General features: G+C 59.7%; 8 protein-coding genes and 1 other RNA gene. 5 read left to right on the top strand and 4 right to left on the bottom strand.

What is annotated here, in order from left to right:
- Positions 1-214 precede the first annotated feature (214 nt).
- Positions 215-655: a peptidylprolyl isomerase gene (locus ACESTR_RS11315; RefSeq protein WP_009596647.1), complete on the bottom strand. Its 441-nt coding sequence runs from the start codon at positions 653-655 to the stop codon at positions 215-217.
- Between the two features lie 14 nt (positions 656-669).
- Positions 670-1,845 (bottom strand): formate-dependent phosphoribosylglycinamide formyltransferase, encoded by a 1,176-nt coding sequence (gene purT / locus ACESTR_RS11310; RefSeq protein ID WP_009596658.1) that lies wholly within the window; start codon positions 1,843-1,845, stop codon positions 670-672.
- Positions 1,846-1,928: 83 nt separating this feature from the next.
- Between purT and ACESTR_RS11305 the strand changes: the two genes are divergently transcribed.
- Both ACESTR_RS11305 and ACESTR_RS11300 read left to right on the top strand, forming a co-directional pair.
- Positions 1,929-3,788, top strand: a complete 1,860-nt coding sequence (locus tag ACESTR_RS11305) for a PQQ-binding-like beta-propeller repeat protein (protein WP_373179300.1) — start codon at positions 1,929-1,931, stop codon at positions 3,786-3,788.
- Positions 3,789-3,937: 149 nt separating this feature from the next.
- Positions 3,938-5,794 carry an LruC domain-containing protein gene (locus ACESTR_RS11300; protein ID WP_302576409.1) on the top strand — a complete coding sequence of 619 codons (1,857 nt, stop codon included), beginning with the start codon at positions 3,938-3,940 and terminating at the stop codon, positions 5,792-5,794.
- A 62-nt stretch (positions 5,795-5,856) separates the two neighbouring features.
- Here the strand turns inward: ACESTR_RS11300 and ssrA are convergent.
- Positions 5,857-6,259: a transfer-messenger RNA gene (gene ssrA, locus ACESTR_RS11295) on the bottom strand.
- 426 nt (positions 6,260-6,685) lie between these two features.
- Positions 6,686-9,874 carry an ATP-binding protein gene (locus ACESTR_RS11290; protein WP_130062722.1) on the bottom strand — a complete coding sequence of 1,063 codons (3,189 nt, stop codon included), beginning with the start codon at positions 9,872-9,874 and terminating at the stop codon, positions 6,686-6,688.
- Between the two features lie 254 nt (positions 9,875-10,128).
- On the opposite strand from ACESTR_RS11290, the gene ACESTR_RS11285 reads away from it, so the two are divergent.
- The 3 genes from ACESTR_RS11285 (at position 10,129) to udk (ending at position 13,600) form a co-directional block, all read left to right on the top strand.
- Entirely contained in the window at positions 10,129-10,866 is a 738-nt protein-coding gene (locus ACESTR_RS11285) for a cell division ATP-binding protein FtsE (protein ID WP_022043847.1), read from the top strand.
- A 71-nt stretch (positions 10,867-10,937) separates the two neighbouring features.
- Entirely contained in the window at positions 10,938-12,899 is a 1,962-nt protein-coding gene (gene gyrB, locus ACESTR_RS11280) for a DNA topoisomerase (ATP-hydrolyzing) subunit B (protein ID WP_014776415.1), read from the top strand.
- A 77-nt stretch (positions 12,900-12,976) separates the two neighbouring features.
- Positions 12,977-13,600: a uridine kinase gene (gene udk, locus ACESTR_RS11275; RefSeq protein WP_014776414.1), complete on the top strand. Its 624-nt coding sequence runs from the start codon at positions 12,977-12,979 to the stop codon at positions 13,598-13,600.
- Positions 13,601-13,722: the final 122 nt, after the last annotated feature.

Raw genomic sequence — 13,722 nt, 5'->3', positions numbered from 1 at the left:
GCAGCGCATCGCCGGTTCCCGCATCAGACCGGCGGCGGCCTTTCTTCGTGCCGCTCCACGCTGATGCCGACGATGCGGAAAAGAGGAGGACAGGCCGCCGTGCGGCGTCCTCATGCGGGCAACGGATCTTCCCGCGATGAAAAAAGGCTCTCCGCACGGAGAGCCTTTGGCGAATTCTGCGACCTCAGGGATAATCTGCGATTGCAGCGGCGCGCTACTCGTTCACGATACGGACCGAGAGGATCAGGTCGCCGGGACGGATGTCGTCGATGACGTCCAGCCCTTCGACGACGCGGCCGAAGCAGGTGTGACGACCGTCGAGATGCTGCGTCGTTTCGCGGGTGTGACAGATGAAGAACTGCGAGCCGCCCGTGTCGCGTCCCGCATGGGCCATCGAAAGCACGCCCCGGTCGTGGTACTGGCGCGGAGCCGAGGTTTCGCATTTGATCGTGTAACCCGGACCGCCCGTGCCGTCGCCTTTGGGGCAGCCGCCCTGAATGACGAATCCCGGAATCACCCGGTGGAAAGTCAGTCCGTCGTAGAAACGGCTCTCCGCCAGTTTTACGAAGTTCGCCACCGTGCCCGGCGTCTCGTCGGTATAGAGTTCGGCTTTCATGTCGCCTTTCTCGGTCGAAATAATTGCGTATTGTGCCATATCGTTCGATAAAATTAAGGTTCCAGAACTTTGATTTCCGCGGCGGCAGCCTTGACCCGTTCGCGCAGGGCCTCCAGATCGCCGTCGAGCGGGGCGTAGCCCGTGACCACGCCCATGCGGCGGTTCACGCGGGCCGAGGGTTTGCCGAAGATGCGCACGTCGGTGCGGGGATCGGCGGCCAGTGCGCGGTCGATGCCCTCGTAACGCGGCGCCGAGGTGCAGGCGACCGGCGAGAGGACGACGGCCGAGGCGCCCAAACGCTCGAACGTGACGGCCGGAATCGGCAGCCCCAGCACGGCCCGCAGGTGCAGTTCGAATTCATTGAGGTTCTGCGTGCCGGCCAGCGTCACCATGCCCGTATCGTGGGGCCGCGGCGAGAGTTCGGAGAAGTAGACCCCGTTTTCGTGGCTCAGGAAGAACTCCACGCCCCACAGCCCGGCGCCGGTCAGCGCTTCGGTGACGGCGGCCGCCATGCGCTGCGCTTCGGCCAGATGTTCGGGCGCGATGTGCGGCGACTGGAAGCTTTCGCGGTAGTCCCCGCCCTTCTGCACATGGCCGATCGGCGGGCAGAAGAGCGTCGGGCCGTTCTTCTGGGTTACGGTGAGCAGCGTGATCTCGCTGTCGAAGCGGATGAACTCCTCGATAATCAGCTCGCGGATGTCTCCGCGCGACCCTTCGCAGCCATAGCGCCAAGCGTGCTCCAGCTCTTCGGGTCCTTTGACGAGCGACTGGCCTTTGCCCGACGACGACATCAGGGGTTTCACCACGCACGGATAACCGATCTTCGCGGCGGCTTGCTTCAGCTCGTCGTACGACGTCGCGTAGAAATAGCGGGCGGTCTTCAGCCCCAGCTCCTTGGCCGCAAGGTCGCGGATGGCTTTGCGGTTCATCGTGAAATTGACGGCGCGGGCGCTCGGCACGACCTGCACGCCCGCCTTTTCGAACTCGTAGAGCCGTTCGGTGCGGATCGCCTCGATTTCGGGCACGATGATGTCGGGACGGTGTTTCCCGACGGCGGCGGCCAGCGCGTCGCCGTCGAGCATGTGAAACACTTCGCATGCGTCGGCGACCTGCATGGCGGGGGCGCCCGCATAAGAGTCGCAGGCGACGACGGTCTGTCCCAGCCGCTGCGCCGCGATCACGAATTCCTTGCCCAGCTCACCCGAACCGAGCAGCATTATTTTTTTCATGGACTTCTGTTTTTTTAGTGACGCAAAGATATGTTTTTTCGGCCTAAATTCGTACCTTGTAATGATAAAACTGCTCCGAAACCATGAAAAACCCGTTCATCGAATTATGCGGCTGCATGTGCCTGACCCTGCTGGCGCCGCAGCCTGCCGCGGCGAAAACGGCCGGGGAGGTCCCGCCCGCCGATACGCTCCGCACCGTCTTCTTCACCGACATACACGTCACGCCGGGCAACGCGCAGGATTCGCTCTTCCGGATCGCCGTCGCGGAGGCGAACGCTTCGGACGCCGATCTGGTCATCTTCGGGGGCGACCTGACGAACATGGGGAGCGACCGCGAGCTGGCGCATGTGCACGGACTCATGTCGCAGCTCCGCAAGCCGTGGTTCACGGTGCCGGGCAACCACGAAACGACGTGGTCCGAAAGCGGCTGCACGACATTCCGCCGTCTGTTCGGACATGCGGGATGCGTCGCCACCCGCGCCAAGGGTTATCTCTTTCTGGGCTATGCCAGCGGGCCTTATATGAAAATGGCCGACGGAATGATACGGGGCGAAGACCTCGCATGGCTCGAACACCAAGCGGCCGCCGCACGGCCCGGCGAGCGGATCGTAAGCCTCTGCCACTACCCGCTCAACGGGGATCTGACGAACCGGCAGGAGGTGACCGAGACGCTGAAAAGCGTGGGCGTCACGGCATCGCTGTACGGCCATTACCACCAACTGCAGCTACGCAACTTCGACGGGATTGCGGGGATTCCGGGCCGCGCGCTCGCGGGCAAAAGGGGCGAAGCGCCGGGGTATACGCTGCTCGACTTTTTCGCCGACTCGGTGCGCATACGCGAGAAGCCGCTCGGCATGCCCCCGGTCACTCGGTATACGGTCTGCCTGAAAGACGATCCGCAGATATTGGCCCTCCCCTGCGACCCGCTGCCGCCGGCGCCCGACGCCGAAGGCCGCATGCGGCTGGTCGTGCAGGACAGCGCCATGGTGCTGACGGGAGCGGCATTCTGCGGCGAGGTGCTCTGTTACGGCAATTCGCAGGGCGTACTGCGCGCCTACGACACGCGCAAGGGACGCGAATTGTGGCGGCACGTCTTTCCGGACGGGCTTTACACCACCCCGCTCTGCACCGACGGACTCGTGATCGCGGGAGCCGCATCGGGCGGCATATGGGCCTTCGACGCCCGGACGGGGCGCGAGAAATGGCACCTTCCGACGCAGAGCGCCGTCGTGGGCGACGGACTTACGGACGGCGGGGCATTATATATAGGGCTGGGAACCGGTTCCATAGGCAAGATCGACCTGCGCAGCGGCAGGCTGTTGTGGCGGCACGATTACGGCTGCGGGCAGGCGCAGGGGCGTCCGGCGCTGGCCGACGGACGGCTCGTATTCGGCGCATGGGACCGCCATCTCTATTGTCTCGATGCAGGCACCGGCGAACTGCTCTGGAAGTGGAACAACGGCAGCGGCAGCCTCTTCTTCTCGCCGGGGCATGTCGTACCCCGCATCGCCGGCGGCAAGGTCTTCATCGTCGCCCCGGACCGCGTCGTGACCTGTCTGGATCTCGCCACCGGGAAGCAGCTATGGCGCGACAACAGCCGCAAATCGCGCGAAACGACCGGACTGAGCGGCGACGGACGGAGGTTCTACTACAAGACGATGGACGGCGAGCTGGCGGCCATAGACACCTCGGCGGAGCGGTACCGCGAACTATGGTGCACGGACCTCGGCTGGGGGTATGAGTACAACTCCTGCCCGGCATTCGTGCGCGACGGCGTGGTCTATGTCGCGGGCCGTCACGGCACCGTTGCCGCAGTAGGCGAAGACGGCACGCTGCTGTGGAGCGTCAAATGCTGCAATTCGGGCGGAAATGATTTCGCGCAGGCTCCCGACGGCTCCCTGTGGACGACCTTCGCCGAAGGCAAGGTCTTCCGGATACCATAAACGGGCCTACAAATCTTATTTTTAATAATTTCCGGCAATTTTTCGCGCGTCGGAGAACAACGTACGCTTTTTTTGCATACTTTTGCGGTACAATATACACTTCCGCCCAAAATATACACAAAACAGAGCGAGTGTGATTAACAACGATAATGAAAAGCGTCACTATCCTAACGATTGCGGCCATGGCGATGGCCGCTGCGACGGGTTGCTCCCACGACAACCCCACCCCGTCGCCCGAACCGCCCGTAAAGGGCGGGGAATTCAATGAATTCGGCTTCACGACAACCGCTCCGGTCACGCTCTCCGTCGATTACGGCGACATGGCCGGGATGCCGGCCAACGTCTATTTCGAGGTCTACGACACCTGTCCCGTCGAAGAGACCGAAACGGCCTATGCCAAAATCGCAGGTGTCGAGCCGCTCTATGCCGGCTATACCGACGGGCAGGGACGTTTCGAAGGGACGATCGAACTGCCCGCGTATATCCGGAAGGCTTATGTATTGACCCCCGCCTTCTATGCGCGCACCCTGCTCGAAGCGACCCGCAGCGGCGATATGCTGACCGCATCGGCCGAATCGGGAGCACCTGCCAACGCAGCCCCCGCATCGACGCGCGCCAAGGAGTATCATTCGACGGCTGTCGAGCGGGACGGTTGGAAGACATGGCTGGGCAGCTACGACACGACCTACGGCAGCATCGGCTACGAATACGACGGCGATCTGAAGGTCAAGAATTACGGAGCGCTCCTCAAGGCGCACGCAAGCGTGTTCGACACGACCAAAAAGTGTCCGAAGGAGTACCGCTCCTCGCGCGACCTCTATCTCGAAAAATCGGCCGAAGTAGTCATCACCCTGCTGGGCAGCAACACCTGCTGGAACAGCTCGATGGGTTATTATTACTACAAGACCGGCAACAAGCCCAAGTCGCTCGCCGACGCCAATGTGGTGATGATCTTCCCCAACACGCAGGACGGCCGGTGGAGCAACTCGCCGTGGGAATCACGGCTCTATCAGGGCGTGGAGCGCGGCACCGCCGTACAGCTGATCTATTATCCCGAAATCGCCGACGGCAGCAAGGCCGGAGCTACGACCGTATTCCCGGCCGATTACCGCATCGGCTTCGTACTGGCCACCAACGCATGGACCAACCGGCTGAGAGCCGGAGACAAAAAGTACCGCGCCGCGACTTCCGACGGTCTGAGCGTCAATAACAACGGCGTCGCCTATCAGACGCCGCGCACGGCCGTATTCCGCTATACGGACAAGAAAAGCGGCATCAATTCGGTGCTCTTCTCGTTCGAGGACCACACCAACGACGAGAACTTCAGCGACGTGGTATTCACGATGACCTCCAACCCCGTGGACGCCGTGACGGACATTCCGTCGGTCGATGTCAACGACGGCAAGAAGACGGCCAACGTACTGCGCGGCATCTATGCCTTCGAGGACCTCTGGCCCAGCCGCGGCGACTACGACATGAACGACGTGATGGTCCGCAGCGATTACGAGAAGGTATTCAACGAAAAGGGCGTTTTCGAGGAGTCGTTCATGCTGAAGACCTTCGCCAACTTCGCAGGCAACGCCAACGGACTCGCCGTGACCCTTACGGGAGCGGCGGCGGACGCAAAACTCGAATTCAGCGTCCGCAAGCCCGGTGCCGAGACGCAGGCCGGAACGATCAAGCCGTTCATCTACCGCACCGACCGCGACGGGCTGACCGCCGGCAAACGCTGGGAGGTGCATATCCCCTACGAAGCGCCGACGGCACGGGCCGAAATGTCGTTCTTCGGCACGAACGACGACAAGTCGATTCCCGAAAAAGGCATCTACTACGTACGCGCCGAGAATTATCCGTTCGCCTTCTTCCTTTCGGGTGCGAACGACGGGGACGTGGCCAAACTGCTCGACCAGACAAATGAAAAGTCCCCGATCGATCAGATCTACCCCGCTTATGCGGAATGGGCCGCTACGAACGGCGAAAAGAATAAAGACTGGTACAAGAAATAATACTCCGCTTTTCAGACAAATACGACCTGCCGCAGTGACGGCAGGTCGTATTTTTTGTTGCGGTGTGGAGGTGGCGGGAGTCGAACCCGCGTCCAAACAGGGAACCCGAAAGCTTTCTACACGCTTAGCCGCCACTTGATCCTTCTACCCCGGTCCGGCAGGCGGCCGCCTAACCGAGGTCCCAGTCCCTGAATTTCGCACGCCGGCCGGGACGGTCCGGCGCACTATCTCTAAATCGATGATACCCCGTATGGAAAGCGGTTAAAGAGCGGAACCACTCTCCGGGATACTCGTCGCCAAGCCTCCTTGGACCCAGCGATTAAGCTAACTTTCTCTGAAAATTAGGCAGCGAGTGCATAGCTGTTATTGCCATTTGTAAATCGAGCATCGGGATTAACGAGCCGCCACACAGCGCTCGGCGTGCTTACAATCAAACTCTGCCTGCTGTCAAAACCGGGCACCCCCGTTTTGCGAAACAAAGTCTCATGAAAACATTGCAAAGATAGTACAAATTTTCGGAATAATGCAGCCGCACCGGGAGAAATCGTCTGTTCGGCTCCGCCCAAGGGCGTTGCGCCGGGGAATCCGGTCCCGGTTCACGCACTTGTCCGGCCCGGCAGGAAAAACTGCGCGCAACTGCATGAGCGTCTCCTTGCACCGCGACAAATAGAGAAGCGATCGCCGCCGGGAAGGGTGGCTGAACCGGGTGCAGACAGGTCGCTGTTTGCGGAAAACTCCGCGATGCGCTTATGAGCCGGTCGGACAACGGCCCGCTTGCCATTTCGGGCCGGGCGCGCCTGCATGATTGGCGTATGAGGGCGGCAACGACACCCATGACAGCCCGAATCCCGCCGGACGGCATACCGCAGGGCCACTGTTTCCGGAGCTGTCCTATTCTTCCGAAAGCAGCTCGCGGAGCGTCTGCCGCAGCCGTTCGCCGTTAAGGGGTTTAGACAGATATTCGCTGGCCCCGGCGTCGAGCGCCTTTTGCCGGTCGCGGTCGTAGGCGAACGCCGTGACGGCGACGATCGGCACCGACGGATCGAAGGTGCGGATCTGTCGCGTGGCTTCGAGACCGTCCATGCCGGGCATTTTGACATCCATGAGAATCGCGGCGGGTTTGAGTTCCCGGCATATCTTCACGGCCTCTTCGCCGTCGGAAGCGCGCACGATGTCGAACTCCTTGCGGAGCATCAGCGACACCAGCAGGTAATTGCTGTCGGTATCCTCGGCCACGAGCAGGCGCGGCAGCCGTCCGTCGCCATGCACCGCCGCCGGACGCGGTGCGGGAGCGGCGCCCTTTTTTTCGGGCGCGTCGCACGTCACGACCGGAATCGTGAACCAGAACCGGGAGCCGCGCCCCACCTCCGATTCGACGCCGATACGGCCGCCCATCTGCTCGACGATGCTCTTCGAGATCGAAAGCCCCAGTCCGGTGCCCTGCGCGAAGCTGTTGAGTTTGACGAAGCGGTCGAAGATGCTCTGCCTATGCTCTTCGGAGATGCCCGATCCGGTGTCTTCGACATGGAAAAGCAACTCGCCGCCCTCCGTACGGTACCCCAGCGTAATGGAGCCTTCGTCAGTGAACTTCACCGCATTGTTGATGAAGTTGGTGATGACCTGAATCAGCCGGTTCTTGTCGCCGACCACGCAGCACTGCGCGTCGTGCTCCCCGAAGATCAGCTCGACGGGTTTGTCCTTGACCTTGAGACTGAGCGAGCGCACCGTCTCCTCGCACATGCGGTTGACGTCCACCCGGCCGTAATTGAATTCGAAGGTGCCTGCTTCGATCTTCGAAAGGTCCAGAATGTCGGATATGAGTTTGAGCAGCAGCTCGTTGTTCTCCTCGACGACACGCATGTACTCACGCCGCTCCCCGATGTCGTCCGTCTCGGCCAGCAGGTTCGAAAATCCCACGATGGCGTTCAGGGGCGTGCGGATTTCGTGGCTCATGTTGGCCAGAAAAGCCGATTTGAGCCGGTCGCTGACCTCGGCCTTGTTCTTGGCCTCGATCAGGTTCTTCTCGGTCTGCTTCAGCTCCGTGACGTCGAAATTGACGCATACCATCTCGATCTTCGACGGGTCGGTGTTCAGCGGATTGCGCACCACATTGACGCGGGTCCATCCCGTCGGTTCGCCTTTGGGCGTAACCCGCAGGTCAAGCGTGAATCCGTTGGATTCGCCCGCCTTGACGCGCCTGATTTCCCGGAATATGGCGTCGCGGTCCTCCGGGTCCACGTAGTTGTAAACCCCGATCACCTGCGGCATCGGCGTATCGCTTTCCTCTCCCAGATTATGAAACCACTGCGGCACGGCATAACCGTCGCGCGTCATCAGGTCGAAACGCGCATAGCCCACCTTGCCGAAGCGGCTCACCAGCGAAAACGAACTTTCGAACTCGGCAAGACGGCTGTAAGCTTCGTTGATCTCGGTGTTGTCGATATTGATGACCACGAAATTGATCAGCTCGCCGTACATGTCGTAGAGCATGGTGACCGTCGTATATATCTGCACGTTTCCGTTCTTGCCCGACGAATAGTAGCCGTCCAGCCTGTTGAAATGGTAATCGAGTTTGAACGCCTGCTCCTGCCCGTTGCGCACGTTCTCGCGGATCTCGCCGGGGACAAGCGGGTTGCGGAAGAAATTGACGCCCAGCACCGCCTCCTTCGTTTTGAGTCCGAAGATTTCGAGGTCCTTGTTATTGAGGTCCACCAGATACCCCTCCCGGTCGTACAGCTCGACGCCGACCTGCACGTTGTCGAAGATGTTGCGCAGCAGCTTTTCGCTGTTGAAAAGCGCTTCGTGGGCGTTGTGCACGTCCGTCGTGTCGGAAAAGAGACAGATCACCTCGTTCTCGTGGGTCGTATAGAGAATCGAATGTATCCAGTGTTTCGATTTCTCGTCGAAACTGTCATGTTCGATGTAATCGCCGCTGTCGAACACCTGCAGGAAAATCGGCATGTAGAAGCGCGTGTCGAGTCCCAGCTCGGAGGCGCGTTTGCCTATATACTGCTCCCGGAACACGCCCGAAATCTTGTCGGCGGCATAATTCGCATCCAGAATCCTGAAATCGACCGGCTCGCCGGCGTCGTCGCGCAGCATCTGCAGCCGGGCGTAACCCAGCGGCATGTGGCGGTAAAGGCCTTCGAGATAGGTCCGCTCGGACTGCGCCTCCCGTTCGGAGCGCTGGAGTTCGATACAAAGGCTGATAATGTTCATCAGCGACGCGAACCACTGGTAATCCTCCCCGCTCCACGTCCGGGGTTCGTTCACGATGTCGATGCCGGCGTATCCCCACACCTTGTCGCGCGAGGCCAACGGCACGGCGATCAGCGATTTGATGTCCTGCACGGCGAGCACCTCCTTTTCGCGGAACGCTTCGTCGGGCAGTTCGTCGAGCGAGGAGATGATGATGGGATTGCCGTTCTCGATACGCCGGGTCCACCACGGCACCTCGTCCATCGACAGGCTGTTTACCAAATCCTGCTCGGCCGTGACGTTCTCGGCCGTAACCTCGTATGTGCAGTCGTGCGTCCTGCGCTCGCGGTCGAACTCGATGATATAGGCCCGGCCGCCGTGGAACATGGTCTGCACGTCGGTGAGTATCTTGTCGATGACGACATCCAGATCGTTGGTTTTCAGCAGCGAGAGCAGCGTATGCGAAATGCTGTTGAGCCGGTACAGCAGGTCGTTGATCTGCTGCCGTTCGGGCGAGTTGACCTTTTCGAGCGGCGGATCGCCCACGCGGAAATAACCCGTCAGCAGCATCCCTCCGTCCTCGGTGGTCTCCTCGCGCAGCAGTTTCCAGTAGCACCAGATCTCGCCGTTCCGTCCCCGAAGCGGGTAAAGGCGCTCCTCGTTGAAATCGCCCCCGCGCACCCCCACCGAAGCGAAGGCGTAGTCCCTGTAGGCGGGGCTTATCATATCCCGGAACTCCTCGTAGCTCACTTGGCACGTGGCAAGGCCCAGCAGATCGCGAAGCCCTTCCGATATGTGGAACATACGACGTTTGCGGTCGGCCTGCCACCAACCTATCTTGGCATCCCGCATGATCTCCTGCAGGATTTCGTATTCTTTCATTCGATAAATTTTAGCGTCACTGTCAGGCCGGAATCTCCCGGCACGTCTATACAAAAGTAGGCATGCCGGGGCGGATATGCAAATTATTGCGGTTATTTTATGAAAACAAACGGCTGATTCATTAAACAAAAACATCCGCAAACGCCTCTCCGAAACCGGACCGAGGCCCAGCGGAGGTATTTTTTTTCGCTTCGGGAACTTTCCGGAACGAATATTTTGACTATCTTTGGAAAATAATTCCAGAGAGCGGCTCTATGAGTGAAAAATACGTTGTAAGACTGAAAAACGCGGCTATTTATCATGCGGACAACCCGTTCGGCAGCACGTCCGAATCCAAATTGCTCCAGCGGGGCGAGATGGTACTCTCCGATGTGAATTTGTGCGTCGCGCCGGGCGAATTCGTTTATCTGCTCGGCCGCGTCGGGAGCGGGAAAAGCACCCTGCTCAAAACGCTGTACGCCGAAGTGCAGCTGCTCACGGGCGAAGGCCGCGTGGCCGGCTTCGACCTGCGAAGGCTCAAACGGCGCGACATCCCCTACCTGCGCCGCAGAATCGGCATCGTGTTTCAGGATTACCAGCTGCTGACCGACCGCAACGTCTTCATGAACCTCTATTACGTGATGAAGGCCACGGGCTGGAAACACGAGAGCGAAATCCGCGAGCGGATCGATCAGGTGCTGAATCTGGTCGATCTGGGGGCCAAAAGCTACAAAATGCCCTTCGAGCTTTCGGGCGGGGAGCAGCAGCGTCTGGTGATCGCCCGCGCCCTGCTCAACGACCCGCAGGTGCTGCTGGCCGACGAGCCTACCGGCAACCTCGACCCCGTGACGGCCGAGGGCATCATGCAGCTTTTCGAGGAGATCGCCTGCCGCGGCTGCGCCGTGGTGATGTCCACGCACAACACCGCCCTCATAGAGAACCATCCGGCCCGCGCCATCCTCTTCTCGCAGGGCAAAATCCGCGAAGTGGACCTCAAGGCGGAATTGGGCTGATCTTGGGAATTTGGGCTATTGGATTATCCGGAAATATTTCGTATATTTGTACGATATTTTAAAGACAACAGATGAGTACCGAATTAGAAAACGTAAAAAAGCAAGAAGAAGAATATTCCGCGTCGAATATTCAGGTCCTTGAGGGCCTCGAAGCGGTGCGCAAGCGCCCCGCCATGTATATCGGCGACATTGGTGAGAAGGGTCTGCACCATCTGGTCTATGAGGTAGTCGACAACTCGATCGACGAGGCGCTGGCCGGCTACTGTACCGACATCGACGTGACGATCAACGAAGATAATTCCATCACCGTACGCGACAACGGCCGCGGCATCCCGACCGACTACCACAAAAAGGAGGGCAAATCGGCGCTCGAAGTGGTGCTGACCGTGCTCCATGCCGGCGGCAAGTTCGACAAGGGCAGCTACAAGGTTTCGGGCGGTCTGCACGGCGTGGGCGTATCGTGCGTGAACGCGCTTTCGACCCTGCTCATCGCGGAGATTCACAGCCGCGACGGCAAGATTTACCGCCAGAGCTACAGCAAGGGCGCGCCCACCTCGCAGGTCGAGGTGGTCGGCGAGTGCACCGACCGGGGCACCACCATCACCTTCAAGCCCGACGGCAGCATCTTCACGCTCACGACCGAATACAAATACGAAATTCTGGCCAACCGTCTGCGCGAGCTGGCGTTCCTGAACAAGGGAATCCACCTGAACCTGACGGACAAGCGCAGCAAGGACGAGAACGGCGAATACGTCCACGACAACTTCTACTCGGAAGAGGGTCTCAAGGAGTTCGTGCAGTATCTCGACGCCACGCGCGGCACGCCGATCATCGACCAGATCATCTACCTCGACACCGAGAAGAACGGCGTCCCGGTGGAGGTGGCCATGCAGTACAACGATTCCTTCTCGGAGAACGTACACTCCTATGTAAATAACATCAACACCATCGAAGGCGGTACGCACCTGACGGGCTTCCGCCGTGCGCTGACCCGTACGCTCAAGAAGTACGCCGAGGATTCGGGCATGCTCTCGAAGCTGAAGTTCGACATCAACGGCGACGACTTCCGCGAGGGTCTCACGGCCGTGGTTTCGGTGAAGGTGCAGGAGCCGCAGTTCGAGGGCCAGACCAAGACCAAGCTGGGCAACGACGAGGTTTCGGCCGCCGTCGATCAGGCGATGTCCTCGGCGCTGGGCCACTATCTGGAGGAGAATCCCAAGGATGCCAAGGCCATCGTGCAGAAGGTCATTCTGGCCGCCACGGCACGCCATGCGGCACGCCACGCCCGCGAAATGGTACAGCGCAAGACCGTGCTTTCGGGCGCGGGACTTCCCGGCAAACTGGCCGACTGTACGAGCCGCGACCGTTCGATCGCCGAAATCTTCTTCGTCGAGGGAGACTCGGCAGGCGGCACGGCCAAATCGGGCCGCGACCGCAACTTCCAAGCCATCATGCCGCTGCGCGGTAAGATCCTGAACATCGAGAAGGCGCAGGAGCATCGCATGTGGGAGAACGAGGAGATCAAGAACATGTTCACGGCGCTGGGCGTGACGATCGGCACCGAAGAGGACAGCAAGGCGCTCAATCTGGAGAAACTCCGCTACGACAAAATCATCATCATGACCGATGCCGACGTCGACGGAAGCCACATCGCAACGCTGATGCTGACGTTCTTTTTCCGCAAGATGAAGGAGCTGATCGAGAACGGCCACGTCTACATCGCCACCCCGCCCCTCTATCTGGTGAAAAAGGGCAAGCAGGAGCGCTACTGCTGGACCGAGAAGGAGCGCGATACCATCTCGGCCGAATTCGGCAAGGGCGTGCACATACAGCGCTACAAAGGTCTCGGCGAGATGAACGCCCATCAGTTGTGGGACACGACGATGAACCCCGACACGCGCATTCTGCGTCAGGTCAATATCGAGAACGCCGCCGAAGCGGACCGTATCTTCTCGATGCTGATGGGCGACGAAGTGCCGCCCCGCCGCGAGTTCATCGAGAAGAACGCGCATTACGCGAACATCGACGCATAATCGAAATCAGGAAGAGGATTGCCCTTGCGAAAGGTGCGATCCTTTTCTTTATATAACCGCACTAATTGGCCGACACTATGAAAGTTACCGTTATCGGAGTCGCCGGAGGAACCGGCTCAGGAAAATCGACCCTCGTCAAGCGTCTGCAGGAGGCTTTCGAGGGCGACGACGTCGTAACGCTCTGCCACGATTACTACTACAAGGCGCATCCGGAACTGACTTACGAGGAGCGCACGAAGCTCAACTACGACCACCCGCAGGCATTCGACACCCAGATGCTGGTGGACCACATCAAGGCGCTCAAGGAGAACGTTCCGATCGAACATCCGGTCTATTCGTTTGTCGAGCACAACCGCATGACGGAGACCGTGAGCGTAAAGCCTTCGAAGGTAATCATCGTGGACGGCATCCTGATCTTCGAGAACAAGGAGCTGCGCGATCTGATGGACATCAAGGTATACGTCGATACGGATGCCGATATCCGCCTTGCGCGGCGCATCCTGCGCGACGTCTGCGAGCGCGGACGTACGATGCAGTCGGTCATCACGCAGTACACCTCGACCGTGAAGCCGATGCACGAGGAGTTCGTCGAACCTTCGAAGAAATACGCCGACGTCATCATTCCCGAAGGCGGCTTCAACTCGGTGGCCGTAGCGATGCTGATTCAGAACATCAGTTCGCTGATCGCACGCAACGAATAGCACGGAGTACCCCTCCCCTGTTTCATTACAAATCCCGAATCTCCGGCGGTTTCCGGGGATTTACAAAGCAATGCTGTAACTGAATGAGTTACGGCATTGCTTTTTTATGAGGTAATGATTTA

The sequence above is a fragment of the Alistipes sp. DJF_B185 genome, assembly GCF_964250025.1.
GTDB classification, from domain to species: Bacteria; Bacteroidota; Bacteroidia; order Bacteroidales; family Rikenellaceae; genus Alistipes; species Alistipes finegoldii.
Note: the sequence above shows the minus strand (reverse complement) of the source record. Positions and strands in the feature narration are given on the sequence as shown.

Excerpts from the sequence above, each read along its gene's own strand:
- ACESTR_RS11285 (WP_022043847.1), top strand. The coding sequence starts at position 10,129 with ATGAGTGAAAAATACGTTGTAAGACTGAAAAACGCGGCTATTTATCAT.
- purT (WP_009596658.1), bottom strand. The coding sequence starts at position 1,845 with ATGAAAAAAATAATGCTGCTCGGTTCGGGTGAGCTGGGCAAGGAATTC.
- ACESTR_RS11290 (WP_130062722.1), bottom strand. The coding sequence starts at position 9,874 with ATGAAAGAATACGAAATCCTGCAGGAGATCATGCGGGATGCCAAGATA.
- ACESTR_RS11300 (WP_302576409.1), top strand. The coding sequence starts at position 3,938 with ATGAAAAGCGTCACTATCCTAACGATTGCGGCCATGGCGATGGCCGCT.
- ACESTR_RS11315 (WP_009596647.1), bottom strand. The coding sequence starts at position 655 with ATGGCACAATACGCAATTATTTCGACCGAGAAAGGCGACATGAAAGCC.
- ACESTR_RS11305 (WP_373179300.1), top strand. The coding sequence starts at position 1,929 with ATGAAAAACCCGTTCATCGAATTATGCGGCTGCATGTGCCTGACCCTG.
- udk (WP_014776414.1), top strand. The coding sequence starts at position 12,977 with ATGAAAGTTACCGTTATCGGAGTCGCCGGAGGAACCGGCTCAGGAAAA.
- gyrB (WP_014776415.1), top strand. The coding sequence starts at position 10,938 with ATGAGTACCGAATTAGAAAACGTAAAAAAGCAAGAAGAAGAATATTCC.